The organism is Euzebyales bacterium (assembly GCA_036374135.1).
GTDB lineage: Bacteria > Actinomycetota > Nitriliruptoria > Euzebyales > JAHELV01 > JAHELV01.
Genome location: DASUUK010000004.1, coordinates 1 through 25,737 on the forward strand (window position 1 = coordinate 1; position 25,737 = coordinate 25,737).

Sequence of the window (25,737 nt, forward strand, 5' to 3'; positions counted from 1 at the left end):
TCAGAGGATCTGTGAGAAGAACTCCTTGGTCCTCGGATGCTGCGGATCGGCGAACATCCGCGTTGGTTCGCCCTCCTCGAGCACGACGCCCTGGTCCATGAAGAGCATGCGGCTGCCCACTCCCCGCGCGAACCCCATCTCGTGGGTGACGACCACCATGGTCATCCCCTCGGAGGCCAGCCCTGCCATGACGTCGAGGACCCCCTTGATCAGCTCGGGGTCGAGCGCCGACGTGACCTCGTCGAAGAGCATGAGCTTCGGCTCCATCGCCAGCGCCCGGGCGATCGCCACACGCTGCTGCTGCCCGCCGGACAGCTGCGACGGATACGCGTCGGCCTTGTCGCCCAGGCCGACCGCATCGAGCTGCAGGAGCGCCCGCTCCCGCGCCGCGTCGTCGTCGAGTCCCAGCACGATATCGAGTGCCAATGTGACGTTGGCCAGGGCGGTCATGTGAGGGAAGAGGTTGAAGTGCTGGAAGACCATGCCCATGCGGGTGCGCACCCTGTTCAGGTCCGACCGGACGTCGGTGAGATCCTGGCCGTCGAACCAGACCTTGCCCAGCGTGGGCTCCTCGAGCATGTTCATCGTCCGCAGCAGCGTGGACTTGCCCGACCCCGACGGCCCGATGAGGACGATCACCTCCCCGGGCCTGACGTCGACCGTGATGCCCCGCAGCACGTGGAGGTCGCCGAACCACTTGTGCACCTGCTCGACGCGCAGGAGCCGGTCCTGCCCGTTCACTGCGCGCCCACCAGGCCGGTCAGGCCGCTGTTCAGCCGTTCTTCGAGCATGCGGACCACACGGATCATCGGCAGCGTGATCACCAGATAGCCCGCAGCGGCGGCGAGCCAGGGCGTCGCGTTGAACGATGCCGCATACAGGTCACGCGCGGTGCTCAGCAACTCCTTCTGCGAGAACGTGAGCCCGAGGATGAACACCAGGGACGTGTCCTTGATGAGGATCACGAACTCGTTGGTCAACGGCGGGATCACCCGGCGCACACCTTGGGGCAGGATGACGTGACGCAGCGCCCTGCCGTAGCTCATCCCCAACGAGCGGGCGGCCTCGAACTGGCCACGGTCGATCGATTCGATGCCCGCCCGGAAGATCTCCGCGCTGTATGCGCCGGCGTTGAGCCCGAGGATGACCATGGCCGCCAGGTACGCACCCACGCCCAGGCCGAGCGCCAGCACGATGCCCAGCCAGCCGAAGCTGAGTTGCCAGATCAGCGGCGTCCCGCGGAAGAAGTTGATGTACAGCCGCGCGGGGGCACGTACCAGCGGACGGCGGGACAGCACGAAGACGGCCAGGATCAGCCCGAGCACGATGCCGATCGTCTCGCCTGCGAGGGACAGGACGAGAGTGTTCAACGCGGCTCGGACGAACCGTGGCCCCTGGTCGGCGAGCAGGCCGAGCTCGAAGTACTGCCGGACGAGCAGGTCGACCTCGCCGGTGCGCACCCACAGGAACACCACGTCGAGCACGACGGCCTGCGCTCCGAGCACCGCACCACCGACCGCTGTCTCGCGCGCGGCTTTGTTGGGCATGCGCCCATAGGTGCCCCAGCCCAGCCCGGCCCCGATGAGGCCCAGGCCGAGCGATATCCACAACAGCACGCCCTGCGCCGTGCTGGTGATCCCCTCGGCGAGCTGGGCGGACGGCACCCAGCCGAACGCGGTGATCACGATCGGTGTGCCGATGACCACGAGGCAGAGTGCGGCAGCGCCGAGCACGCCGGCCGTGAGCGACACCCTCGTCTGGTCCTCGAGCCAGTCACTCAGCGTCCGCTCTGGTCGCTTCTGGGCGGTCGCGAGTGGATCGAGGGTCTCAGCGGTCCCGGTCATGCGTCCCTCCTCGCCGGCAGCGCCCTGGGGGAGCACCGCACGCGTGCCACGCCACTCGGCGCCTACCCTTCCGTGGCCGTGGCCTCGGTCTCCTCGCCGCCGACAACGTTGCCGGCGGGAGCCTCCGGGAAGTACTGCTCGTAGATCTGCTGGTACGTCCCGTCCCCGAACATCGCCGACAGCGTCTGGTTCGCCGCGTCGAGCAGTGGCTCGTTCCCCGGATTGACCGGGAACCCGAACTCCTCGCCGGTGTCGATGGTGTCGACGACGGCCAGCGCCTCCCGGCCCTGGGCCGCGTCGACCGCAGCCGGCTCGTCGAAGATCACGCCGGTGACCTGCCCGGCCTCGACGGCGGTGAAGGTGTCGCCCGCCTCGGGGAACGTCCGCACCTGGACACCTTGCGGACCGAGGTTCTCGTTGGCCCAGCTCTCACCCGTCGTGCCCGTCTGCACCGCCACGGAGTCGCCCTGCCCGAGGTCGTCGACCGAGGCAATGTCCGGCGACTGCTCGCTGTTGACCGTGAGTGCCTGCTGCGCCCGGTAGTACGGCTCTGTGAAGTTGACGGTCGCGGCGCGTTCCTCGGTGATCGTCGTCGCCGACGCGACCATGTCGAACTGCCCCGCCGCGAGTTGGGTGAAGATCGTGTCGAAGGACGTGTCGACCCACTTGACCTCGACACCCAGGCGGCTGCCGATCTCCTCCATGAGGTCGACGTCGAAGCCGGTCAGCGCACCCGCCTCCTCGTACTCGAACGGCGGGAACGGGATGTCGGATCCCACCGTCAACGTGCCCTCCTCCAAGGTGGCGAACTGGACCTCGGGCTCCTCGGAGTCCTGCGCGGCCGCCGAACCGCCGTCCGCGGTCTCCGTCGCCGTCTCGGCGGCGTCCCCCCCGCATGCGGCCAAGGCGACGGTGAACACCGCGATGACGATCAGAAGTTGTCGGCGCATCGTGCCTCCCGCGAAGTCCTCGTGCAATGGGTTGCCTCGAAGTCTGCGCCGACGGCGTGGCCACGCCCAACAGCGGAGGTCCCCCGGCGTGTGGGCCGTTCGGCCTACGTCATTGACCTTCCCGTGCCGGTTGAGGGCCCTGCCGGGTCGTCACGCCGAAGATGCCGGCGGCTGGGGTCGGTGCCCGGGGCTGGCCTCCCGCGACGCCGTCGGTAGGGTGAGGTGTGGGCGACAACGCCACGTAGGGCACCGCTACGGACGGACCGCCCGGCGTTGAGGATCGGAGCGCGCCGGCCTGAGGCTCTGGTCAGGTTGGTGGCCCGCCCGGGCCCTGTGACTGGACGAAGTGCTCGATCCGATCGAGGGTCTCACCGGTATGGGTGTGGATGTGTCCGGTCATGCCCAGGGAACGTGCCGTCTCGACGTGACCAGGTGTGTCGTCGATGAACAGGGCGTCACCGGCGTCCACACCGATGCGATGCAGAGCGGTCTCGTAGATGCGGACGTCAGGTTTGGCGTATCCGACGTCGCAGGACAGGATGATGGCGTCAGCGAAATCCCACCCGGCGTCGGCGATGCTCTCTCGCATGTCGGGCCATGCGTTGCTGACGATGGCGATCGTCGCTCTGTCACGCACGCGGCGCAGCCCGGTCAGCAGATCGGTGTCCCATGTCTGGCGGACGGTCAGGTCGTGTCGGATCGCGGCAACCACGTCCTCACCGACATGCAGCCGGTCGGCGATGATGCGCCACCAGGCCACTTCGCTGGTGCGGCCGATGAGAACGTGGTCGTCGCTGCCGGCGAACACCGCCGCGAGGAAGGCGTGCGGAGGTATTCCGAGGCGGCCGCCCCAGAATGTCGCGGCAGCGGTCAGATCGTCCGGCATGAGGACCCCACCGACGTCGATCAGTACCGCGCGGCGGCTGGGGCTCGTCGCTGTCATCTTCGGCCGATGGCGTGCGCAGATGCCACGACCGGCGCCGTCGAGGACGACGCCGGCCGCGACGGGGTCGATCAGTCGAGGCCCTCGAAGATGCCGTTGCCGAGCAGACGGAAGGCGTTCTCCGGATGGCCGCGGAACGTCGCGTCAAGACCGATCAGCGTGACGTCGGCGTCACCCGCGTCGCCGCTGACCACGATCGGCCGGCCTGCCGCACCGCTGACCTCCCAGCCGGGCCAGTAACCCGAGATCAGGAAGTCGTCGGCGCCCAGCGTGGCCGCCACGTCGACGTCGGGGCCGAGGCTGGTGAACCACGCCGGAGTGAACACGAACGCCACGTCGTCGTCCGGGTACCCGCCGGCGGCACCATTATCGGTGTAGTCCACCTCGACGATGGCGTTGCCGTCGCCGTTGTCGAACTCCGCATCGAGGATCCCCGCATCCAACGCGAGGCCGATCCCGGTGCTACGCAGGCCCACGTAGTCGCCACCCGCGGCGAAGAAGGCGGCCAGCGAGTCCCGGCCGGACTGCTGCAGGCCGCCCCACGACCGGCTGTAGTTGACGAACACGTCGTAGTCCTCGACCACGCCGCTGTTGACGTCTCCCGTGCCGACGGTGTCGTACTCGAAACCCAGCTGGTCGAGCGCGTGGCGTGTGCCCTCGTCGGCGAACACGGCGATCTTCTGGGCCTCCATGGCGACGCTGTCGGGCACGGACCCCAGCGCGTACACATCCAGGCCGTCCTGACTGGCCAACGCGTTCACCAGCGAACGGTCACCCGGGACGATGAAGCTGCCCGGCTCGAACGTGTGGCCGCCGTCCGTGAAGACCTCGGCCGCCCGGCGCACTGCGACACCGTCCGCGATCAGCTCGTTGGCTGCGCGGAACGCCTGCAGGCTGGTCGGCTCGAACGCGTAGGCGGTGGCGCGGTTGCCGGAGACCTCGCCGTGGACCGCGGTCGCCTTGGTGACCGGGCGGGTGGCGACGTCAAGGTCGCTGTCGACGACTGTCCGGGTGGCGCCCCACAGCAGCGGATGGCTCCACACGGCCGGCGGTGAGTAGAACGTGATGCCGACCACGTCGGACAGGTTCTTGCCGTCCTCGAGGAACGTGTTGGCCAGGCTGCGCTTCGCCTGGTCCATCCACACCACGTACGTGCCGGCGGGGTAGGTCGTCCCGTCGACGGTGAACGGCTGGGAGGCAGCCTCGACCTCGACGTCGTTGAACAACAGGAAGTCGACCAGGCGCTGGGCCTGCAGCGGGCTCTGCTGCAGTGGCTCGTCGACAGGGATGACGTGCGCGGTCGGAAACTCCTGGACGACCAGCTCGTTGTACTGGTTGAACTGGGTCTCGTCGAGAAGCTCGTCGGGGATCGGCATCTGGGGCAGGTCGAGCGCACCACGACGGAAGATCTCGACCTGGTCGTGCAGCATCGCATCCTTGTTCTCGACGACGAAGTTCAGCGCGCCCCAGACGGCCGCCTCGTGAGCGTCGACGCCCAGCTCGGCGCGGCTCGGCGTTTCGAGCGTGTGCCCGTACGACCCGTGGTACATCGCGTACATCGGCACGTACTGGCCACCCCAGTCGTCCCAGCCGTCGGCAAAGTCGCGGTATGGGATCTGCGCCGGCAGGCCGAGCCGGTCGAACAGCGAGTCCTCCATGGCGTACGCCTGGTGCAACGCCCACCGCAGGTACAGGTCATACTCGTAGTTGGTGTTGTGCGGCGGCGTGGTCGGCTCGATCAGCATCGGGTTGACGAACCCGTGGAGGTCGAGCGTGATCAGCGGGTTCCACTCGGTCAGGATCTCGACCGTGGCGCGTGCCTCGGGCTGGGTCTGCGACAGGAAGTCACGGTTGAGGTCGAAGCCGTTGACGTTCTGGCGGATGCCGAGCACCCGACCGTCCGGGTTCTGCACCACGTTGACGATCAGGATGACGTTGTCGAGGACCGCCTGGACCTCCGGCGAATCGCCGTACGCCAGCGTCTCGATCAGGCGGATCGCGGCATCGGTGCCCGGGTACTCGTTACCGTGGATGCTGCCGTTGATGAAGAGCGGGACCTTGTAGTCACCGAGTTCGGCGATCATCTGCTGGGCCCGCTCGGGGTCCTTCAGCATCATGTTGCTGATCGCCTTGTACCGGCCAAGGCGGCCCATCGCCTCGGGTGCCGACACCACCGCCAGGTACAGGTCACGTCCGCCGGCGGACTGACCGGCCACCTCGACGTGGACGCGGTTGCTCGACGTCTCGATCTCCCGCAGCTTCGGTCCGATCTCGGAGTAGAGGATCGAGTCGTAGAACGGCGAGGGGTTCTCCTCTTCGGGCTCCACGTCCCACCACGGGCCTCCGGGGTCCGCGGCGACCGGTCCCGAGGCGACGAGCATCCCTAGCACGAGTGCGACCACCATGACGGCGGTCAGACGACGTGACCATCGACCCATGTGCCTGTCCTTTCGAGGAAGCGGCGGTCCGGGTGCGCACCGCTCAAGGGATGGAAGAGCTGATCACGACCTTCGCGGGGTGACGACGCTCACACGCCCCGGATACTTGTCACCCGCGGGATCGATTGTCAAGACCGCCGGCCTGCGGGCGGTGGGAGGTGTGACCGTGCTCGGCGGCGACGTCGAGGTGCTGGTGTTCCCGTGGCCGACCAGTTCGTGCCCGGTGCGTGCTCGGCGAGTGGTGGGCACACGTCGTGGGCGTCGATCCGGCTCCTGGCTGGTGGGCTGTTGATCGCCCATGGCGCAGCTGCTGGACCACGACGATCGCCTGAGCATCGGGCACACCGTCTGGCGAGTCAGGCGTCGAGCCGCCTCACGGGTTCACCGGTGGCCCGCTCGATGTCGTCGGCGGCGGCCTCGAGCAGCGCGTGGGCGAGCGCCGACAACGCGCGGGAGGCGGCCAGTTCGTCGCCGATCTCGGGCACATCGGGGTCGTCCGGGTGCTTGCGCGCCTCACCACGGCCCCGCAGATCCATGTCGTCCCGAGCCCGCAGTCGAGCCTCCGCGTGTGTGCGGACCACACCTTCGGCGTCGTGCTCGGTGAGGTGTATGTCGACGGTCCAGTGCTTGATGGTGTCCATCGCGTCCTCCGAGCAGGTGACGTCCAACCGGCATTCTCACATGGTCCGACGTCGCCGAGCAGAGCCCAACGTCCCGGCGCGCGTGGTCCGGCGGGCGTCGTGTCGACACCGACGTCACGGGCTGTGGGTCGCGCGTGGCCCGCGTCGTCGCCGTGAAGGTGTGACGCCTGTGCCGCGTCGCGCCTCACAGCGCTACGGCCCACAGCAGCCACACGCCGTACCCGACGGTGGCGACGCCGAGAGCCGCCAGCCAGCGGGTCGTCCGCCGCTCGCCACGTGGGGACAGGCCCAGGTCGAGGATCACCGCCCGCACGCCGAGCATGGCGTGCAGGGTGACCGTGGCCAGGAACAGGTGCTCGGTGACCAGGATCACCGGTGACCGCAGGTACTCGACGACTTCGGCGTACGAGCGCAGCCCGTCCTCGACGACGAAGTGGTGGGCGACCATGTGCACCGTCAGCAGAACCAGCAGGGCGACGCCCGTCCCAGCCTGCCACACCCATGCCCAGCTGGGCCGCTCCCCGGCGGCGAACCCCGGGTCGGTCACACGTCGAGCGGTGTCGGTCCTCACGTCACCCTCCGAACAGCAGCGCGCCGGCCACCACGACCGCAACGACGGTGCCGATCCCGACGGCGAGCAGCATCGCGCGCTGCGCCCGCACGCCGAACCCGAGGCCGACGATGGTCAGGCGCAGACCGTTGAGCGCGTGGACCAGCCAGCCGGCGATCAGCACGAGGTCGAGTGCCAGGAACAGTGGTGACCGCATGACGTCGACGAAGCGGTCGTACGAACCGGCGCCCCGCGCGAGCAGGCTCAGCACGGCGAGGTGGACGTACAGGTAGGCGACCAGGCCGAGGCCGGTCACGCGGTTCGCCACGTACGCCCACGTGCCCGTCCCGCGGTGACGGACGTCCAGCCACCGCGCGGCTGAACCGGCCCGTGTGCGACCCGATGGTGCGCCGGCTGACATCATCCTCACCGCCCGCGTCGGCGTAGCCGGCGCCGCAGCAGGTCGCGACGCTGCTGCATGATCGACTCCGCAGGATCGACCTGCTGGGGGCAGCGTGCGGTGCACTCCCAGGCGCCGTGGCAACGCCACACCCCGTGCTCACCGTCAGCCAGGTCCAGCAGGTGGTCGCGTTGGCCCGGGTCACTCGACTCCTCCTGCGCGCGACCGAGGGCCGCCAGCATCGCGGGGCCCCGGAACCGGTCATCGGTGGCCATCGTCGGACACGCGCTGATGCAGATCCCGCATTCGATGCAGTTCTCGAATCGGTTGAACCGTGTCAGTCCGTCGGCGACCTCGACGGCCGCGGTGTCCAGCACCTCGCGCTGCGCCGGTGTCGGCAGCCCGTCCTCGGCGGTGCGCGTGATCGTCATGTCCGAGGCCTGCATGCGCTCGAAGAACGCGGCGACGTCGACCACCAGGTCGCCGGCGAGTGGGAGGTTGCGCAATGGTTCGACACGCACGGGTGTGCGCTCGCGCATCGCATCGTCGAGATCGGTGACGCAGGGCAGGACCTCGACACCGTTCACGCGGACGCCACAGGATCCGCACGAGGCATGGTGGCACGCGTGGCGGAACGTCAGCGTGCGGTCGTGGTGTGCCCACACCGCCTCGATCGCGTCGAGCACGGTCGCGCCGTCATGGACGGTGACGTCGAAGCGTTCGAGCCGACGATCGGCACCGCCCGGGCTGCAGCGGAGGATCTCGAGGGTTGCGGCGACGGTCATGTCGTCCTCGCATGGAAGCGCCGGTATGACGTCAGGGGCACCTCGGCGGTCCGACAGGGCGCGGCGAGGCCGAGCTTGCCGCACACGATGTCGGAGACCTTCTCGGCCATGGCCCGCGCGGTGGTCGTCTTGCCGCCGGAGATCGTGACGAAGCCGTCCATGCCGTCCGCCTCGTGGTCGAAGCACTCGAACGTGCGGCTGACCAACCGGGCGTCGACCCCCGGCTTGCTGATCAGCGGGCGGGCCACGGCCATGACGCCGCGGACCCGCGCATCGGCGATCCGTGGGAGCAGGTCGCGGCCGCGCTCGCGCATCCGCGTCACGTGGTCACCCGGGATCGGGATGTGGTCGGGGTCGTCGACGGTCCACGACGTCGTTCCGATGATCGATGTGGTGCGTTGCGGCACCACGATGTCACCGTCGGACGGTGTGTTGAGGCGGTTGATGACCATGTTGTTGAGCCGGCGGTCCACCGTCACCATCACGCCGGGCGTCGGACTGACCGGCACGTCGACCTCGGCCATCGACGCGAGGCGCTCCGCCCACGGTCCACCCGCGTTGACCACGAGGTCCGCTCGGATGGTGTCGACGTCGCCCGTGAGCCTGTCGACGACCGTCACGCCGCTGACGACGCCGTTGTCGCTGGCGAGGTCGACGACCTCGGTGAACGTCCGGACCTCGGCGCCGCTGGCCTGCGCGGTCGCAAGGAACGCCAGGCAGAGGCGGTAGGGCTCGAAGACACCGTCGGGCACTTGGACGGCAGTGAGCACGTCGGGGGTCAGGAACGGCTCGATGCGCCGTGCGCGTGCCGGCGTCAGCTCACGGGCCGGGATGTGGGACCGCGCGCACGCCTCCAGGAACGTGTCGCGGTACGCCAGGTCGTCCTCGTTCGTCGCGACGAACAGCCCGTCGTTGAGCTCCAACAGGTCCGGCATGATCCGACGTAGGGTCAGGTTCTCGTCGATGCACTCGATGCCGGCCTCCTCGTCGGTGACGCAGTAGCGGCCACCGGAGTGCAGCAGACAGTGGTTGCGTCCGGTCGTGCCCGACGCGACCTCGCCGCGTTCGACCACGATGACGTCGAGTCCGCGCAGCGCGAGGTCGTGCGCCGTCGCGGCGCCTGTCGATCCCGCGCCGATCACGATGACCCGTGCACGACCCATGTGGCCGTTCCCTCGTCGACCACTGCCGAGTAGACCCGGTGCGGGTGGATCGACCCAGGCCGGAAGTCCCTGGTTGCGCCGTCCGCTCGGCTAGGTCGCGGGGAAGGCTGGTCGACCGCTGGCCGATCGGCGACGCACGCTCAGCCGGTGCCGGCGACGGTCCCGTGCGTCGCGAGCAGCGTCGCCACCTCGTCGTCGTGCACCGCCGGGAAGTGGGTGTACCACTGGCGGATCGAGGTGAACGACCGCGGTGTGTGCAGGCACACGACGTCGTCGGCGTCGCCACCGAGCCTGCGCACGGTTTCGGCGGGCCCGACCGGCACGGCCAGCACCACGTGTGCGGCGCCGCGACGCCGCAGCACCTCGATCCCCGCGTGCGCGATTCGCCCGGTCGCGACGCCGTCATCGACCAGGATCGTCGTGCGGCCGTCGACCGACAGCGGTGGCTTCGTCCCGCGATAGAGACGGACTCGGCGGTGCAACTCCGTCTCCTCGTCGGCCACGACGCCCTCGAGTTGGGCCGGTGTGATGTCGAGGCGGGCGACCAGGTCCCCGTCGATGAGGCGCATGCCACCCTCCGCGATCGCTCCCATGCCGAGTGTGGGATCCTTCGGGTAGGCGAGTCTTCGTGCGACGACGACGTCCAGCGGCGCACCCAACCGTGTCGCGACCTCGGTCGCCACAGGCATGCCGCCGCGGGGCAGGCCGATCACGATGACGTCGTCGAGCCGCTCCATTGTCAAGTGGTACGCCAGTCGGCGCCCTGCGTCCTGACGGTTGACGAAGCGCATCTGTGCCTCCTGTCACCCAGGGAACGAGCGATCACACCCGCCCGCCGTCCAGCGTCGCGGCGGCTGCTGTCGACGCGCGGGGCCGATCGACTCGATCCGGCCTGTCGGAGGTCCCTGACCCCACCGCGTGACGGAGCACAGGGTGGAGTCGACCGAGCACCGATCGGAGCGTCCGCGTTCCAGCGAGAGGTGTCGCGTCTGCAGACCGCGCTCATCGGCGCTCGGGCGGGACGTCGCTCGCACCGACGCCGAGCTCGGCGAGGCCCGTGCGCACCCGGTCGACCTCCTGGCGGAGGCGCCGTGCGTCATCCAACCCCACGTACCCGCCCGGCAGGGCCGACGCGGTCGCTCGACTCATCGTGCGCCATCACATGTCGGAGGTCCACAGCGCAGCGACCGACGCGATGGAGGCGGCACACCACGGGAGGCACCGTAGCCGCTCAACGCCGGCGAACCGATCACCGGGTGGGCCACTCCACTGCGCGGCGTGTCCGAGCCCGCAGGTCGGCCCGTACCACCTCACCGTGGTCATCTTCTGACCTGAAGAGCCCGCGCCGCCCTCGCACCCGCGGCGGCCTGCCCGCCGTTCCGCACGGCGATCCGGCGTGACGAGCCGCGCCGGTTCGTGGTCGGTGCGCGGCGGGGCATCGTCGCCCGGCCAACTTCCTGCCGGGCAGTGTAACCGGCGCATGGCGTCCTACGGCCGCTCGACGGAGCCGAGGAGAACGGGATCGCCCGGATGGCAACCGTGGTCAGGTCCGCGCGGTCGCCGGTACACCCAGTGGGCGGTGGGACCCCACGACAACGGTCGACTCCAGTTCGGCGGAACGGCGTGGCACCGCGCTCATGCCGGCCCGGCGGAGCATGCCTGTCGTCGCCTGCGACTGGCGCCTGCTGGCCTCGATCAGCACGTGCCCGCCGGGTGCGAGCCACATCGGCGCGTCAGCGACGACCCGCCGCTGGATGTCCAGTCCGTCCCGGCCGCCGTCCAGAGCCACGCGCGCCTCGTGCAGTCGCGCCTCCCGTGGCAGCAACCGCAGCTCTTCGGTCGGGACGTAGGGGGCGTTGACCACGAGCAGGTCCACCCGGCCCCGGAGCGGTCGGGGCAGCGGCGCGTACAGGTCGCCGACGTACACCCGACCACCGGCGGGCGCGACGTTGCGGCGTGCGCCCGCGCACGCGACGGGGGCGATGTCGACCGCGTGCAGCTCAACGGCCCCGATGATCGCCGCGACGGCGGCGCCGATGGCACCGGTGCCACAGCACAGGTCGACCACGACGGCGGACTGGTTCGTCAACTCGCCCGCCACGTGCACCATGAGCTCGGTCCGGCGCCGTGGGACGAACACGCCGGGATCGACCTCGATGCGCAGTCCGTAGAACTCGGCCCAACCGAGGACGTGCTCCAGCGGCAGGCCGTCCACCCGACGATCGACCATCGTCGCGAGCTCCACCGGTGTCGTCGCCGTGTCGCGCAACAGGCGTGCCTCATCTTCGGCGTGCACACAGCCTGACGCCCGGAGTCGGTTGACGACGTCGTCTGGCCAGATGTCCCTCGACGGCACCGCCGCATCCGGTCGCATGCCGCCAGCGTAACGGCGGAACCATCAGATCCCGCCCCGCCGGTCGTGGTCGTCAGAGGAGTGCGGCCGCGCGACGGCGGGCAGCGACCGCCGGGCTCAGCCTCCGAGGATGCGCGCCTTCTGGGCGGCGAACCGCTCCGCCTGTCGTCGTGCGACACGACCGCTGACCGCTGTCGCAGTCCCGGCCACCACCGCCGTGCGGGCCATGCCTCGAAGAAGTCCAGGCACGATGATCCTCCTCATTCGTCCGCTTCGAGCGCATCGAGCGCATCCATGACGTCCGGCGCGGGGATCCGCGCGCTCGCCACCAGTTGACCACCCGCCTTGCGGGCCGCAGCGACGAACGGCCTGGCCCACGCGTTCTCGTACACGAGCAGTGCGGCGACCGTGCCCGGCGTCATCGCGTCGGCCGCCTGTGCGAGGTCGTCGTCTCCGAGCAGTCCTGAGCGGGCGCCGCTGAAGGCGGTGAACCCACCCAGCGCGTCAGCCGACAGCTCACTGACATCGATGCCGGTGAAGGTGCCGTCGTCCTCCTTGCGGACCACCAACAGGTCGTAGAGCGCCACGATGCCCTGCTCGACGAGATCCAGTATCGCCGCCCGCGGCCGCGCCGGTGAGCCGGTCACCCGGGAACTCTATGAGTACGAAGTCGATCGGGCCGTGGACGTCAGCATCGGGCATGTTTCTCTCCTGTGTCGGTCGGCTGTGCCCCTGCGATCATTCGTCAGGTGCGGTCGACTGCGCGACCGGGGCCTGTCCACCGCTCGCGTCGCCGACGTCGTCGCGGGGGGAGTGGTAGACGACTTCGTAGCTCGCGGCGTAGTTGGAGATCACCGCGGAGATCAACGCGGCGACCGGAAGCGCCACGAAGGCGCCGATCGGGCCGGCGATCGCGCCGCCCGCCAGCGCCGCGCCGAACGCGACCCCGCCGTTGAGTGACATGGTCCCCGCACTGATGCGTGGGCTCAGCCAGTAGTTCTCCAACTGCTGGTACACCAATGCGTAACCGAGCACGGCCAACGCCGCGACCAGGCCCTGCACCGCCAGCGTGAGCAGGATGGGGATGGCTGACCCGAGGTAGGTCCCGATCGCAGGGATGAACACCGAAACGAATCCAGCGAACACGGCCAGGGGCAACGCCAACGACACGGGCATGCCCACGATGACCATCGTCAGCAGGAACCCGACGCCGTTGATCCCCATCAGGATGACCCGCGAGTAGAAGTAGCCGCCGGTCTGTTCGATCGCCGTGTCCCAGGTCCACCCGATCCGCCGCTGTGCCCTCGGGGAGAACAACCGCAGGACGGCCCGCTGGACGCCACGCGCGTTGGCAGTGAAGTAGAACGTGAACATCGCGATCGTCGCGAGGTTGAACACCAGGGTGATCCCGCTCGAGGCGATCCCCGCCAGGCGCCCGAACGCTTCCGCCGCGAACTGGTCGGTCTCCTCGCCGGCGCCCACGACCTGTTCGCCGATGGCCTCGTCGATCGGGAACCCGAAGTTCTCCTGGGCGAACGCGTTGAGCTGTGCGATCCACTCGTCGCCGTTCGCGGCGATGCGGTTCGCGAGCTCCCCGATCGCGGGAACCAGGACGTACACCATGAACGCGACGAACGCGACGCCCGCCAGGTAGATCACGCCCACTGCCGCACCGCGCCGCCATCCGAATCGCGCCACCAGCCGCCGCACCGCGGGATCCAACGCCAGGCTGAAGAAGAACGACAACCCGACCATCGTCAACAGTCCACTTGCGGCGCTCGCCGCCCGCACCAGCACCAGCGTCAGCAGGATCGCGCCGATCACCTGCCACACCGTGCGTCCACCGATCTCCACCCGCATGATCTGCGACACGGGGGGCGGCACATCGTCGGCGGGCACGGCTGGCGTCGCAGGCCGCCGGACGTCCCGGTCGTCCACCGGTTCACTCCGCGTCATCGGGCCGCCTGGGCGGTCGGGGGCGTTTCCGGTCCGAAGGTGATCCTGATGAGACCCTCCTTGTCGGCGTCGAGCCCGGCGATGCTCACCAAACTCGATGACGGCTCGAACGCCATGCGTCGTCCTCTCGGGCAGAGGGCTCGGCGCCAGGCTACGCCCGGCCGCCGGGTCAGCCAAGGGCGCGGGCCCCTGCTGATGCTCGTCGGCCTGATGGAGGTCGCGGGTGAGCTCGCACGCTGCGCCGCCCCGCGCGCTGAACCCGCTGCCTGAGCCCGCGCTCGCCGGGTGGCGCGGGCGGCGCGGACGATCTCCGCGACGGGTTCGTAGCTGCCGATCGTGGAGCCGAGGATCGCCACGACGCCGATCGTGTTCTCGTCGACGTGGGGCAGCATCGACTCCGCGGTCATGTGGTAGCGCTCGCCCTCCATCGGCGCGTAGCGCACGCAACAACATCCAACAACCAGCGTCCGGGGGGGTGTCACGCCATGCAGCACCGTTGACGACCACGAGAGGATCTGCGCACAGTGGCCCGAAGCGGCGCGTGACGGTGTCACGTCCCGCCGCACGTTGCGGCGCCGGAGGGGCGACGCCCGGGAATCGATCGATGGGAGACGCTGTGATCGTGACGACGACGCCATCGGTGTCCGGCCGCGAGGTCACGGAGTACCTCGGCGTGGTGTGTGCCCAGTCCGTGATGGGCGTCAATGCGTTCAAGGACGTCGCGGCGGGCGTCCGCAACATCTTCGGTGGCCGCTCGAAGTCATACGAGAACGAGCTGAGCTCGGGCGTGGCGTCGGTGATCGACGAGATGGAACGCCAGGCGGCCGATCTCGGCGCCGAAGCGGTCCTTGGCGTCGACATCGATTACGAGACGGTCGGCGCCAACATGCTCATGGTCAGCGCGTCGGGGACGGCGGTCCGACTGGGCTGACGCGCATGCGTTGACGGCCGGCGCGTCGGTGGCTTCGCTGACGGCGGCGGGTCGCGTGCCTGACGCCGTCCGTGCGCCAGGTGCGCCTACGACGTGGCGTCGGGCGGTGTCGGGGGCATCGGCGTGGGTCAGGCCGTGGTGCCCTCGGTGGCGTCGCGCAGTCGCCTGGCCATGGCGCGCAGCAGTTCGTGCGGCAGCCCCGGTACCTGGTCCAGGACCGTGTCGAACGCTCGCTTGCTGATGATCAAGACCGTCGTCGGCTCACGGACAGTGATGGTTGCGGTGCGGAGGCCGCCGTCGAGCAGCGCGATCTCGCCGACCACGTCGCCCGGACCGAGGTCGCGCAGGTGCTCGCCGTCACGCGCGGCCTCGACCGCGCCCTCGACGATGATCACCAGTTCCTGGCCGTATTCGCCCTGGTGGATGAGCACCTGGCCGGGGGTCGTCTCGACCTCCTCGACGAGCGGTGTGAGGGCCTCGAGTTGCCCCGTGGACAGGTTCGAGAACAGCGGAACCCTCCGTAGCCACGCGACCTTCTCCTCGCGTCGTCTCTGCAGCATGTCAGGGCCCTCCTTCGCACTGGGCGGGCGGATCCTCACCCGCCTGCGCCGGTCACGCGCCGTGCGCGACACCTGCGTCGCGCACGCCTTGGCGCCAGCGCGTCGCAGCGTAGCGCATCGGCAACGCCAGGCGGTCGTTGCCAGAGGCCGGAGGTCTTCCCACGAACCGAATCGACCACTACGCTCAGCAGCGATGGTGCCCGGCGATCCGGGCGGGCATCCTGGCGGGAGACACTGAGGGGTACGACCATGGCCGTACGCAGCAGGATGCACACCGCGCTGATGATCAGCATCGCCGTCGCGGCACTACTCGCGGTGACGATGACACCGGTGCAGGGGCAGGTGGCGGAGAACAAGACGTTCCGGCTGGATGTCTCCGGGGTCCCTGCGGGTGATGCCAACGCGACGCTGGAGATCACGATCACCAACACGTCGACGAACCAGAGCCTGGGGTCGGCGAATGTGACGGCGCCGAGCCCATTCGACCTTCTCGGCGTCACCGACGAGGAAGGGGATCCGTCGGTTGAGATCTCCGCGTCGGACCCGCAGACCATCGAACTGCGCGGGCTGGGACTCGCGCCGGTTGATCCGGATGAGAGCTTCACGTTCCTGGTCACGGTCGACGTCCAGCGGTGCACGGAGGGGGACTCCGAGGAGTTCGAGGCCACGGCGAAGCAGAGCAACACCTATCTCGGCACGGGCAACGACTTCTTCTGGGAGAACCCTGGTCTCACTGCATCGATCGACGGCACGTGCTCGTTGGAGTTCGTCGACCAGCCTGCCGACGCCGAGCGCGAGATGACCATCACCAGCGCCCCGTATGACGACCAGGGCGATCCGATCACCGTTGACATCCTCGACGCGTCCGCGGACCGGGAGCGAGCGACCCACTCGACGGCGACCGTCGACCTGACGGCGCAGAACCCGGACGTGCCCGCCGACGACATCGTGCTGGGCGGCACCACCTCGGTCGAGGCCGTGGCCGGATTCGCCAGCTTCGAGCCGGGCCCGACCCTCGCACCCAGCGCGTTCGATTATGCGTTCGTCGCCTCCGCCGACTTCGATGGCGGCGGTACCGACGCGACCGTCACCAGCACCGCGTTCGACATCGTGGATGATGCCGTGGACTGCCCGCCCAACCAGCCGTGCGCGGAAGCGGCCGTGGCGAGGCGGCAGAACCAGGTGATCTCCGTCACGTTCGGCGCGGGTGCGACACAGCAGACCCTGGCGGCCAGCCTGGGCGCGTTCGACGCTCCGGGGTTCACGTGCGAGAACTCATCCGCGAGCTCACTGGCCGGGCAGTTCTTCCTGTCGGGTGTGTTCAGCGAGCGCCTTGGCACCGTCGTGTACGAGGTCATGAACGCGCAGCACCCGGCCAACGCGTACGAGATCTGCTGGGCCGCGCCCTATCCGTTCAAGACGGACAACGGCGAGCAGTCGACGGTGCGGGGTGTCACCAAGCCCGACGGCAGCGTGGTGGACCTCAACGTCGGTGAACTCCCCGACTGCTCGAACCGGGCACCGGTACGGCCGTGCGTGCGCCACCGGTCGTTCGACAACCCCACGTCGACGGTCACGATCGAGATCGCGACCGACAACCGCGATCCCTGGATGCGTCACTAGGGCCGAAGGAGACGTCGCCGCGTGGACAGTGGTCGGCGGGTCACGATCGTCGTCTGTGACCTGAAGGGCTCGACGGCCCTGGCCGAGCGCCTCGACTCGGAGACGCTGCGTGCGGTGCTGCGCCGCTACTTCGATGAGATGGGCATCGTCTACGAGTCCCACGGCGGTGTGATCGCCAAGATCATCGGTGATGCGCTCGTCACGGTCTTCGATGGTGCGGACGACCCCGGCCGAGCGGCTCGGCGTGCCGTACGCGCGGCCACCGAGGCGCAGGCGGCGCTGACGTGGCTCAACGACCGGTTCGACGCGACGTGGGGCGTGCGTCTGGCCAATCGCACCGGCGTCGCGTCGGGCGGGCTTCCCGAGGTGTCGCTCGACGACTGGCACGCCGATCACGACGTCCTCGCCGGCGAGGTGCTGGCGAGGGCCGAGGTGCTCGAAGCCGCCGCACCCGTCATGGAGGTGCTGATCGACGACACGACGCGCCACCTCACCGGTGCCGCCGTGACGACCGCACAGATGGGGCCCGTGTCGGGGCGCGGAGGGCACGCAACGGTGGACGCCTGGCAGGTCGTCAGCGTCACCGCGCCGCGTGAGGACGTCGGTCCAGAACGCCCCGCCGGCCCTGCGCGACTGTGTGACGTGTGCGGGTCCGCCAACGATCACGATGCGCGCTGGTGCGAGATGTGCGGTGCCACCCTCGCGGCGAGCGACGTCGTGCGTGAGTCCCGCCGGATGGTGACCATCCTGTTCGCCGACCCGCGGCTGGAGAGCGACGACGGTCCACCGTCCGCGGAGACGGTGCGGGTCACGATGGCCCGGTACGACACCGTCATGCGTCCGATCCTCGAACGCCACGGCGCCACGGTCGAGAAGTTCATCGGCGATGCCATGATGGCGGTGTTCGGGCTACCGGTGCGCCACGAGGACGACGCGCAGCGGGCGGTGCGCGCGGCGCGTGACATGCAGGCCGCGCTCGTCGATCTGAACGTGGAGCTCGGCGACCGGTTCGGCGTGACGCTCGTCCAGCCCATCGGCGTCAACACCGGCACGGTGGTCGCCGGTGATGCGATCGAGGCGCAGCGCCTCGTCACCGGCGACGCGGTCAACGTCGCCGCCCGACTGGAACAGGCGGCCGCAGCCGGCGACGTCGTCATCGGCCCGCTGACACGGCGCCTCGTCCGCGACAGTGCCGTGACCGAGCCGATGCCGGCGCTGGAGCTGAAGGGCAAGAGCGAGCCGGTGCGCGCCCACCGGCTCGTCGAGGTCGACAGTGGTCGCATCGGCCGTGCGCACACGCTTCCGCTGGTCGGGCGCGACGACGACCTCGCCGCGTTGCGACGCCTGCTACGAGCCACGATCCGCGGGCAGCAGGCTCGACGGGTGACCGTCATCGGCGAGGCGGGCGTCGGCAAGAGCCGGCTGATCCACGAGTTCCTGACCGAGGCGGAACGTACGGCGCGGGTGCTCTCGGGTCGCTGCCTCGCCTACGGCGAGGGCATCACGTTCTGGGCGTTCCTGGAGATGGTGCACGCCGCCACCGGCATCACCGACGACGACGCGGCCGACGTGGCTCGCCGGCGGCTGGCCGAGCTGGTGGGCGACGATCCGGAGGTCCTCGCGCGTGTCGAGTCCATCGCCGGACTGACCGACACCCCCTATGCGGTGGCGGAGCTGGGCTGGGCGATGCGTGCGCTCGTCGAGCGCCACAGCAGCAGGGGACCGGTCGTGCTGGTCCTCGACGACATCCACTGGGCGGAACCGACGTTCATCGAGATCGTCGATCGCCTCGCATCAACAGTTCGCGGCCCCGTGATGCTGCTGTCCTCGGCACGACCCCTCGCCCTCGAACAGCACCGCGAGTTCATCGGCGACGCGCCGTCTGTGGTCCTCGCGCCGTTCAGCGCCGAGCTCTGCGAGCGCTTCCTGCTGCTGCTCCTCGGAGAGGCGCAGATCGATCACGAGGTCGTCGAGCTGATCGCGGGCGCGGCGGGCGGCAACCCGCTGTTCCTCGAGCAGTTCCTGTCGATGTTGATCGACGACGGTCGTCTGCAGTACGTCGATGGGCGGTGGCGTGCCGGCGGTGATCTGTCGACGCTCGAGGTGCCGGCCAGCATCGAGGCGCTGCTGGCGGCCCGGCTGGACCGTCTGCCGGAGCGCGAGCGCCACGTCATCGAGCCATCGTCGGTGATCGGCAACGAGTTCCGGCAGGAAGCCGTCGTCGCGCTCGTCGAGCGCGACGTGCGGCCGTTCGTCCCCGATCAGCTGGCACGGCTGACGGACCGTGAGCTCGTGGAGTTGGTCGACGAGTTCGACGCCGCGTTCCGGTTCCAGCATCAGCTGATCCGCGACGCGACGTACAACACGCTGCTCAAGGAGTCGAGGGCGATCCTCCACGAGCGCTTCGTGCGCTGGCTCGACGCGCGCGAGGAGACCCGCGACCGCGCGACCGAGCTCCAGGAGATCCTGGGCTACCACCTGGAACAGGCGTACCACTACTGGCGCGAGCTGGGCCGGGTCGATCCGCGCGTCGAGGCGCTCGGCGTCGACGCGTCCGGCCGGTTGGGCGACGCCGGCGAGCGCGCGCTGGCGCGCGGTGACATGCCCGCGGCGGCCGCGTTGCTGCTGCGTGCGGCCGATCTGCTCCCGGACGGGCACGCCGCGAGGCCGCGGATCCTGTTGCTCGCCGGCGGCGCGCTCGACGAGGCCGGGTGGTTCGACCGGGCGATGACCGCGTTCGACGACTCCGCGAAGGCCGCGCGCGAAGCGGGCAACGGCGCGGCGGTCGAGGCGGCGACCATGGCGAGGTCACGGCTGGAGTACCTGACGGGACACACGACCGACGCCGAGCAGGTCGCCAGCCAGGTCGACGAGGCGCTGGACCGCCTGACCGCATCCGCGGACCCCGACGCACTCAGTCGTGCCTGGCAGCTGCGGTTCAACGTGGACGTCGCCGCATGCCGTTGGGCGGCCGCGCAGCACGCCGCCAACCAGCTCATCGAGTACGCGCGTCGTGCCGGCAACACGATCCTCGAGCGCAGCACGCTGCGGGCGCTGGCCTTCCTCGCACAGAAGGGCCCGATGCCGGTCTCGGAGGCGACTCAGGTGTGCCGCGACATCCTGGAGCGTGTCGCGTCGGACCGCCGGAGCGCGGCGATGACGCGGGTCGATCTCGCGCTGCTCACGGCCATGGCGCTTGACTTCGACAACGCCCGCGAGGCCTGCATCGAGGCGCGCCACACGCTTGACGAGCTCGGCGCTGACACCCAGGCGGCGCTGGTGTCACTCAGCACCGGACCGATCGAGTTGCTCGCGGATCAGCCTGCCCGCGCCGAGGTCGAACTGCGCAGGGACTACGAGGCGCTGCAGCGTATGGGTGAGCACAACTTCATCGCGCTGACCGCGGCGTTGCTGGCCGAGGCCGTGTATCGCCAGGAGCGGTTCGACGAGGCCGACGACCTGATCGCGTTCAGTCGTGAGCTCGCGGCGCCCGATGATCTCGCCGTGCAGATCGTCGCGGGGTGCGTCGACGGCAAGCTGACGGCCAGGCGCGGCGACGCTGCGACAGGCGTCGCGTTGCTGCGTGAGGCGGTGCGGCTGATCGAGGCCACTGACGACCCGTCCGGTCAGGGCGATGCGTGGCTGGACCTCGCCGAGGCACTGCACCTGACGGGCGAGTCGGCGCACGCGGTGGACGCGTCGGAGCAGGCGCGGAACCGCTACGTGGCGAAGGGCAACCTGGCGGGCGTGCGTCGTGCCGACGGTATCGGTCGGCTCCTGCGTGCTGGGCAGGATCCGATCGCCGGCCTCGATCCGCGCTCGACCGCTGCGATCACCGAGACGTGATCCGGCGCCGTGCGGCGCGCAGCGGCAGGCGGTGGTGGTCAGGAGGTGAAGACCACGCTGTTGTCGGGTCCCGGCGTGTCCGGCCAGTAGACGTCGGCGGCTTCGTCGTTCTCCCAACGGGTGTCGTCGAGCAGGTACCGGAACTGGACCGGTTCGGTCCGAGGGAAGCGGAGCCTCAGCTTGAAGGGCCCCTTGCCACGAACGCCTGGATGTGCGCCGGAGAGGCGGCAGCATACGGGCTGTCGTCCGCTCCTCGCCCGCCTGCACGTCGTTCACAGGCCGGCCAGGTTCAGCGCTGCACCAGCGCCAGCACGCGAACCGGACTGCCCGAGCCCTTCACGATCGGCAGCGGCGGCGCGATGACGACCGCGCCGCGTGCGGGCAACTGCGCGAGGTTCTGCAACTGGGTCAGCCCGTACTTGCCGTTGCCCAGGAAGAACGCATGGCACGGGAACGGTGGTTCGAACCCGACCGCACTCCCGGCGTCGGTTCCGACGGTCTCGACGCCGATGCCGATGATCGGGGTGTCCTCGGCCAGCCAGCGGGCGCACTCGGGCGACAGGCCGGGCGTGTGCGAGCCGTCCTCGTCGGTGTTCAGGAACGCCTCCTGATCCGCGGACCGCGCGTCCCAGCCGGTGCGGTACAGCAGCCAGCCACCGTCGGGCAGGCCGCCGTGCTGGTTGGTCCACGCACGGACGTGGTCGACCTCGAGCACGAAGTCGGGATCATCTGCGACCTGCGCCGTCATGTCGAGCACGACGGCCGCGGCCACGAGCTCTGCCGGGGGCACCTGCGAGACGTCGATACCGTCCCGGCCGGTGACCCAGTGCACGGGTGCGTCGAAGTGCGTGCCGACGTGCTCTCCCGTATGGATGGCGTTCCAGTACCACGCCGGGCCGCGGTCGTCGTAACGGCTCAGCTCCGTGAGTGAGAACCCCGGCGTGTTCGTGAACGGCTCGGGCAGCCGCAGGATCGGGGTTTCGGCGCGCAGTGGCGCGGTGAGGTCGATGACCTCGACCGCGCCCGAGCGCAGCGCTACCAGCAGATCGTCCAGGACGGGCACGTGCTCCTCCTCGTCGTGTGGTCGTATCAGTGTGCGCGGAACGCCTCCTCGAGCCACTCCGCGACCACGGTCGGTGTCACGCGCGCGTCCACCACGCACAGGCCGCGGGGGTCGTCGAGCCATCCGCGTAGCTGCTCCAGGTCGTGTGTCGACCGGACGACGATGCCGCGACCGCCGGCGGCACGGCCGTAGGCGGCCAGGTCGGGCGCGGGGAACCGGACCAGATCGACGGGATGGCCCATCGGTCCGAAGTGGTGGACCTCCGCGCCGTAGGCCGCGTCGTTGTAGACGACGACCAGCAGGGGCTCGTCCAGGCCGGCGGCGGTCTCGAACTCGCCGAGCGACATCATCGCGCCGCCGTCACCCAGCGCGGCGACGGCGAGGCGGTCGGGGCGGGCGACGGCTGCGCCGATCGCGGCGCCCAGACCGAGACCGATCGACTGGTACGCCTGGTTGAACACGAAGCCGTCGGCGTCGGGCACGGCCAGGTACATGGCCGGCCACCCCATGAAGTGCCCGCTGTCGATGGCGATCGTCCGTTCCGACGGCAATAGGTCGTCCAGCGCGATCGACAGCGTGCGGGGATCGATCGTGTCAGCGGTGGATCCGTCGGCGTAGTCCACGTGCCTCCACGCACCGGACGCGATGCGCCGCGTGGTCGCCGGATCCCGCAGTCCCTCGCGGGCGAGTCCGCGACGCTCGACCTCGGCGAGCAGCGCCTCCGCGGTCGTGGCGGCGTCGGCCGCGATGGCGATGTCGACCCGGTGGTGCGTGCCGAGTGCCGAGGCATCCAGATCGACCTGCACGACGCGCGCGGTGTCGGCGACGAGGGTGCCGTGCCTGGTCGTCCACATGTTCAGCGTGGCACCGAATGCCAGCACGACGTCGGCGGACGCCAGCAGGTCCGCTGCAACCGGTGACGCGAAGCCGCCGCTGATGCCCAGCGCGTGATCGTCGCCGGCGAACAGCCCGTTGCCGTTGGCCGATGTCGACAGCACGGCGCCGATCCGCGCGCCCAGTCGGCGCAGCGCCGGGCCCGCACCGGCCATGACCGCGCCCCGCCCGCCGATGATCGCCGGCCGCTCCGCGGCGGCGAGCACGTCGACGACTTGGGCGACGACATCCGACGTGGGCGCGGGTGTCGGCACGACGGGCTGCGGTGGTGGGCCTGCGGATGTGGCGTCGGCGGCCTGGGTGTCCAGTGGCAGCATCAGCGCCACGGCCCGGCGCTGCTGCGCTGCCGTCCGCCACGCCCGCGCGACGTCCGCCAGGGCGGTGTCGGGCCCGTGGACCCGTTCGGCGACCCCACCGCATGCCCGGACCGCCGCAGCCTGATCGATGCGGAAGTTCGAGCGCACGGCGCCGGCCGACGTGTCGGCCGCGAGCAGCAGCAACGGGGTCCTCGCCTTGGCCGCCTCGGTGAACCCGGTCAGCGCGTTGGTCAGGCCGGGTCCCTGGTGGCACGTCGCGATGCCGACACGTCCCGAGACCCGTGCGTACCCGTCGGCCATGCACACCGCGGCGCACTCGTGCCGCGCGTGGACGAACCGGGTGCCCGCGGCATGCAGCGCGTTGACCACGGCGAAGTTCCCGCTGCCGATGACGCCGAACGCGTGCGCGACGCCCAGGTCCGCGAGTGCCTGTCCCACCGCCTCGGCCACCCGCATGCTGCGCCTTTCGTCCGGCGCCACGTCCGGCCGCGCCGCAGGGACCCTAGCATCCGCGGTCCGCCGGGGCGGCCGCATCGCAGCGCCGACGCTGCGCCGTACCGGGCCGGACGCTGCGGGGCGCCGGGCCGGACGCCGCGCGGCAGGGCGACCGTGAGCCGGTGGAACCGGCAGAGGCGCGCCAGGTGGACCAGCATGAACGCAGTGGCCCGCAGGGTGGACCGGTTGCTCGACGAGATCGACGGGGTCTCCGGCGCGAGGGATCCCAGCTGCGGTGCGAGCACTGTCCACCGGTGCCGCGAGACTCGATCGCCGCAGGCTGATCCCGGCCGGTGTCAGCCGCGGGCCGCGCGTCCTGCGGCGCGGTGGCGGACGACGACGTCCGGTCCGTACCGGGCGCCGCAGCCACTGCAACGCACCCACTCGCCGTGCGTTCCCAGCGGGATGACTGGGAGGAAGAACACGGTGAACCAGCGGCGCGCGCGCAGGTGGTCGAACCGGCGCTCCGTGCTCTCGTTCGGGCAGCGGAACCGGCCGCGGGCGACGGTCGTGGTGCGGCTCCGGATGCCGAGGATGAAGAACATGGGATCCTTCGATGTGGTCCTGGGAGAAGGATCTCCACGCCGGCGCCACACAACCGTGTCGCATCGAGATTCGGGATCGCCCTCTGTGGTTGGCAGCACCCGGGCCTCGAAGTGTGCTCGGCGATCCGCAGTGCCAGGTGCAGGCTCGGGTGTACCCACGACCGCTCCCGCGGCCCCTCAGCGTGTCAGGGACGTGGGCGGCCGCAGCAGCAGCTCGAAGGGGCCGCGGGACGCCACGGCCCGGTAGGCCGTGGCGGCGACCAGCGCCACCACCGTGAACCGTGCGACCGACAACCACGCCGTGACGAACGTGTCGCGCAGCAGGGTCGCCGGCCACAGCTCGAGCACCAGCAGATGGGCGATGTAGACGGTCAGCGCCAGCTGACCGAGCGCGGCCAGCGGCCACGTCGCGCGCGGCGCCGTCCGTGCGAGCAGCAGGCACAGACCGATCGCGGCGATCGCGATGCCGGTCGCGGTCAGCAGCCACAACGGCATCTCGTTGTGTGGTTCGACGACGTACAGGTTGCGCCAGTCGCCGTCGGTCGCAGCCGGACCGACCGCTGCGACCAGTGCGTCCGACAGCACGAGGCCGAGCGCCGCTACGACTGCGCCCGCCGCGGTCATCGTCCGCACGACCGTCGGCGACCGTAGATCGCGGCGACCGATCCACATGCCCGCCAGCAGCGGTGCGGTCCACACCAGCACCGGGTAGTAGCCGGTGACGAGCACGTCGCGGACGATGCGGTCGACGGCGAACCACTGCGGCACGCCGGGTTGGAACAGTTCGGGTGTGGACCGCTCCACAACGAGAAGCAGCACCGGCCCGATCGTCGCCGCCACCCCGGCCACGACCAGCAGCGCCCGATCGCTCAGCGTGATGGCGAGCGCGGCGACCACGAAGTACGCGGCGTAGTACTGCAGGATCACCGCGACGTTGACGTCGAGGCTCTGCAGGGCGATGCCGGCGGGCAGCAGGACGAGTGCGCGCCACGCCAGGCGCTCGCGGGCGGCGGCGAGGTGTGCATCGTCGCGGGCCCCGACCAGCAGCGACACGCCGATACCGGCCAGCACGATGAACACGATCGCGGCGCGACCGTGTGCGGCGCGGTACGCCGCGCCTGCGAGACCCCCGCCGGAGGTGCGCGCCGGCCCGACGTGGATCATGACCATGCCGATGATGGCGAGCGCCCGCGCCACGTCGAGACCACGGATCCGCGTGCGCACGGGCCGTGACACGGTCGTCGGTGCGTGCACCTGCTCCACGACACCCAGTGTGACGGTCAACGGCGGTGCTGCCGCGCGTCACGCCGACGCCTTCGGCGCTGTCGCGGCCCGGTGACTCGGGCGGGTCCACAGCGAGGGGTTCTCACCGTTGTGTGGGGTCGGCGATGGGATGAGAAACCGTTTCTACCGTATCGACCACGGGCGCACGGGGTTGGC

24 protein-coding genes are annotated in these 25,737 nt (G+C 70.1%); 3 read left to right on the forward strand and 21 right to left on the reverse strand.

Annotation, left to right across the window (positions count from 1 at the left end; translation table 11 throughout):
* The 16 genes from VFZ70_00645 to VFZ70_00720 all read right to left on the reverse strand — a co-directional run bounded on the left by VFZ70_00645 (position 1) and on the right by VFZ70_00720 (position 14,466).
* Positions 1 to 741: an amino acid ABC transporter ATP-binding protein gene (locus VFZ70_00645; protein HEX6254293.1), complete on the reverse strand. Its 741-nt coding sequence runs from the start codon at positions 739 to 741 to the stop codon at positions 1 to 3.
* Positions 738 to 1,844, reverse strand: coding sequence for an amino acid ABC transporter permease (locus VFZ70_00650; GenBank protein ID HEX6254294.1), 1,107 nt, complete (start codon positions 1,842 to 1,844; stop codon positions 738 to 740). Before VFZ70_00650 ends, VFZ70_00645 begins: the two co-directional genes overlap by 4 nt.
* Before the next feature lie 62 nt (positions 1,845 to 1,906).
* On the reverse strand, positions 1,907 to 2,794 hold the full coding sequence (locus VFZ70_00655) for a basic amino acid ABC transporter substrate-binding protein (GenBank protein ID HEX6254295.1): 888 nt from the start codon (positions 2,792 to 2,794) through the stop codon (positions 1,907 to 1,909).
* A gap of 307 nt (positions 2,795 to 3,101) precedes the next feature.
* Entirely contained in the window at positions 3,102 to 3,737 is a 636-nt protein-coding gene (locus VFZ70_00660) for an HAD-IA family hydrolase (protein HEX6254296.1), read from the reverse strand.
* Positions 3,738 to 3,808: 71 nt separating this feature from the next.
* Positions 3,809 to 6,175, reverse strand: a complete 2,367-nt coding sequence (locus VFZ70_00665; GenBank protein HEX6254297.1) for a M14 family zinc carboxypeptidase — start codon at positions 6,173 to 6,175, stop codon at positions 3,809 to 3,811.
* Positions 6,176 to 6,531: 356 nt separating this feature from the next.
* Positions 6,532 to 6,816: a dsRBD fold-containing protein gene (locus tag VFZ70_00670; GenBank protein HEX6254298.1), complete on the reverse strand. Its 285-nt coding sequence runs from the start codon at positions 6,814 to 6,816 to the stop codon at positions 6,532 to 6,534.
* 184 nt (positions 6,817 to 7,000) lie between these two features.
* Entirely contained in the window at positions 7,001 to 7,387 is a 387-nt protein-coding gene (locus tag VFZ70_00675; protein ID HEX6254299.1) for a hypothetical protein, read from the reverse strand.
* A 1-nt stretch (position 7,388) separates the two neighbouring features.
* Positions 7,389 to 7,790, reverse strand: coding sequence for a hypothetical protein (locus VFZ70_00680; GenBank protein ID HEX6254300.1), 402 nt, complete (start codon positions 7,788 to 7,790; stop codon positions 7,389 to 7,391).
* Positions 7,791 to 7,792: 2 nt separating this feature from the next.
* On the reverse strand, positions 7,793 to 8,551 hold the full coding sequence (locus tag VFZ70_00685; GenBank protein ID HEX6254301.1) for a 2Fe-2S iron-sulfur cluster-binding protein: 759 nt from the start codon (positions 8,549 to 8,551) through the stop codon (positions 7,793 to 7,795).
* Positions 8,548 to 9,714, reverse strand: a complete 1,167-nt coding sequence (locus VFZ70_00690) for an FAD-dependent oxidoreductase (GenBank protein ID HEX6254302.1) — start codon at positions 9,712 to 9,714, stop codon at positions 8,548 to 8,550. Before VFZ70_00690 ends, VFZ70_00685 begins: the two co-directional genes overlap by 4 nt.
* Before the next feature lie 140 nt (positions 9,715 to 9,854).
* Positions 9,855 to 10,505: a phosphoribosyltransferase family protein gene (locus VFZ70_00695; GenBank protein HEX6254303.1), complete on the reverse strand. Its 651-nt coding sequence runs from the start codon at positions 10,503 to 10,505 to the stop codon at positions 9,855 to 9,857.
* Between the two features lie 211 nt (positions 10,506 to 10,716).
* Entirely contained in the window at positions 10,717 to 10,863 is a 147-nt protein-coding gene (locus tag VFZ70_00700) for a hypothetical protein (GenBank protein ID HEX6254304.1), read from the reverse strand.
* A 394-nt stretch (positions 10,864 to 11,257) separates the two neighbouring features.
* Positions 11,258 to 12,088, reverse strand: a complete 831-nt coding sequence (locus VFZ70_00705; protein ID HEX6254305.1) for a putative protein N(5)-glutamine methyltransferase — start codon at positions 12,086 to 12,088, stop codon at positions 11,258 to 11,260.
* 239 nt (positions 12,089 to 12,327) lie between these two features.
* Complete coding sequence (locus tag VFZ70_00710) at positions 12,328 to 12,714, reverse strand: DUF6325 family protein (protein ID HEX6254306.1); 387 nt, start codon at positions 12,712 to 12,714, stop codon at positions 12,328 to 12,330.
* 91 nt (positions 12,715 to 12,805) lie between these two features.
* Complete coding sequence (locus tag VFZ70_00715) at positions 12,806 to 14,023, reverse strand: AI-2E family transporter (protein HEX6254307.1); 1,218 nt, start codon at positions 14,021 to 14,023, stop codon at positions 12,806 to 12,808.
* Positions 14,020 to 14,466, reverse strand: a complete 447-nt coding sequence (locus VFZ70_00720; GenBank protein ID HEX6254308.1) for a hypothetical protein — start codon at positions 14,464 to 14,466, stop codon at positions 14,020 to 14,022. The genes VFZ70_00715 and VFZ70_00720 overlap by 4 nt, the downstream gene beginning before the upstream one ends.
* A 179-nt stretch (positions 14,467 to 14,645) precedes the next feature.
* On the opposite strand from VFZ70_00720, the gene VFZ70_00725 reads away from it, so the two are divergent.
* Positions 14,646 to 14,954, forward strand: a complete 309-nt coding sequence (locus VFZ70_00725; GenBank protein ID HEX6254309.1) for a YbjQ family protein — start codon at positions 14,646 to 14,648, stop codon at positions 14,952 to 14,954.
* Between the two features lie 128 nt (positions 14,955 to 15,082).
* Here the strand turns inward: VFZ70_00725 and VFZ70_00730 are convergent, their stop codons facing one another.
* A complete protein-coding gene (locus VFZ70_00730) occupies positions 15,083 to 15,514 on the reverse strand; it encodes a cyclic nucleotide-binding domain-containing protein (GenBank protein ID HEX6254310.1) in 432 nt (143 codons plus the stop codon).
* Between the two features lie 249 nt (positions 15,515 to 15,763).
* Between VFZ70_00730 and VFZ70_00735 the strand changes: the two genes are divergently transcribed.
* Both VFZ70_00735 and VFZ70_00740 read left to right on the forward strand, forming a co-directional pair.
* A complete protein-coding gene (locus VFZ70_00735; GenBank protein HEX6254311.1) occupies positions 15,764 to 17,137 on the forward strand; it encodes a hypothetical protein in 1,374 nt (457 codons plus the stop codon).
* Between the two features lie 21 nt (positions 17,138 to 17,158).
* Positions 17,159 to 20,983, forward strand: a complete 3,825-nt coding sequence (locus VFZ70_00740; GenBank protein ID HEX6254312.1) for an adenylate/guanylate cyclase domain-containing protein — start codon at positions 17,159 to 17,161, stop codon at positions 20,981 to 20,983.
* A gap of 289 nt (positions 20,984 to 21,272) precedes the next feature.
* Here VFZ70_00740 and VFZ70_00745 read toward each other — a convergent pair whose 3' ends face one another.
* The 4 genes from VFZ70_00745 to VFZ70_00760 all read right to left on the reverse strand — a co-directional run bounded on the left by VFZ70_00745 (position 21,273) and on the right by VFZ70_00760 (position 25,581).
* Entirely contained in the window at positions 21,273 to 22,046 is a 774-nt protein-coding gene (locus tag VFZ70_00745; protein ID HEX6254313.1) for a cyclase family protein, read from the reverse strand.
* A gap of 26 nt (positions 22,047 to 22,072) precedes the next feature.
* The gene (locus VFZ70_00750; protein ID HEX6254314.1) at positions 22,073 to 23,713 is read right to left on the reverse strand and encodes a thiamine pyrophosphate-binding protein; all 1,641 of its coding nucleotides are present in this window, start codon (positions 23,711 to 23,713) and stop codon (positions 22,073 to 22,075) included.
* A gap of 335 nt (positions 23,714 to 24,048) precedes the next feature.
* Positions 24,049 to 24,297: a hypothetical protein gene (locus VFZ70_00755; protein ID HEX6254315.1), complete on the reverse strand. Its 249-nt coding sequence runs from the start codon at positions 24,295 to 24,297 to the stop codon at positions 24,049 to 24,051.
* A gap of 177 nt (positions 24,298 to 24,474) precedes the next feature.
* Positions 24,475 to 25,581 (reverse strand): acyltransferase family protein, encoded by a 1,107-nt coding sequence (locus VFZ70_00760; GenBank protein ID HEX6254316.1) that lies wholly within the window; start codon positions 25,579 to 25,581, stop codon positions 24,475 to 24,477.
* Positions 25,582 to 25,737: the final 156 nt, after the last annotated feature.

Bases quoted from the DNA above. Each gene is read 5' to 3' on its own strand.
- VFZ70_00650 (HEX6254294.1), bottom strand. From the start codon at position 1,844: ATGACCGGGACCGCTGAGACCCTCGATCCACTCGCGACCGCCCAGAAG.
- VFZ70_00655 (HEX6254295.1), bottom strand. From the start codon at position 2,794: ATGCGCCGACAACTTCTGATCGTCATCGCGGTGTTCACCGTCGCCTTG.
- VFZ70_00660 (HEX6254296.1), bottom strand. From the start codon at position 3,737: ATGACAGCGACGAGCCCCAGCCGCCGCGCGGTACTGATCGACGTCGGT.
- VFZ70_00665 (HEX6254297.1), bottom strand. From the start codon at position 6,175: ATGGGTCGATGGTCACGTCGTCTGACCGCCGTCATGGTGGTCGCACTC.
- VFZ70_00670 (HEX6254298.1), bottom strand. From the start codon at position 6,816: ATGGACACCATCAAGCACTGGACCGTCGACATACACCTCACCGAGCAC.
- VFZ70_00680 (HEX6254300.1), bottom strand. From the start codon at position 7,790: ATGATGTCAGCCGGCGCACCATCGGGTCGCACACGGGCCGGTTCAGCC.
- VFZ70_00685 (HEX6254301.1), bottom strand. From the start codon at position 8,551: ATGACCGTCGCCGCAACCCTCGAGATCCTCCGCTGCAGCCCGGGCGGT.
- VFZ70_00690 (HEX6254302.1), bottom strand. From the start codon at position 9,714: ATGGGTCGTGCACGGGTCATCGTGATCGGCGCGGGATCGACAGGCGCC.
- VFZ70_00695 (HEX6254303.1), bottom strand. From the start codon at position 10,505: ATGCGCTTCGTCAACCGTCAGGACGCAGGGCGCCGACTGGCGTACCAC.
- VFZ70_00700 (HEX6254304.1), bottom strand. From the start codon at position 10,863: ATGAGTCGAGCGACCGCGTCGGCCCTGCCGGGCGGGTACGTGGGGTTG.
- VFZ70_00705 (HEX6254305.1), bottom strand. From the start codon at position 12,088: ATGCGACCGGATGCGGCGGTGCCGTCGAGGGACATCTGGCCAGACGAC.
- VFZ70_00715 (HEX6254307.1), bottom strand. From the start codon at position 14,023: ATGACGCGGAGTGAACCGGTGGACGACCGGGACGTCCGGCGGCCTGCG.
- VFZ70_00730 (HEX6254310.1), bottom strand. From the start codon at position 15,514: ATGCTGCAGAGACGACGCGAGGAGAAGGTCGCGTGGCTACGGAGGGTT.
- VFZ70_00735 (HEX6254311.1), top strand. From the start codon at position 15,764: ATGGCCGTACGCAGCAGGATGCACACCGCGCTGATGATCAGCATCGCC.
- VFZ70_00750 (HEX6254314.1), bottom strand. From the start codon at position 23,713: ATGCGGGTGGCCGAGGCGGTGGGACAGGCACTCGCGGACCTGGGCGTC.
- VFZ70_00755 (HEX6254315.1), bottom strand. From the start codon at position 24,297: ATGTTCTTCATCCTCGGCATCCGGAGCCGCACCACGACCGTCGCCCGC.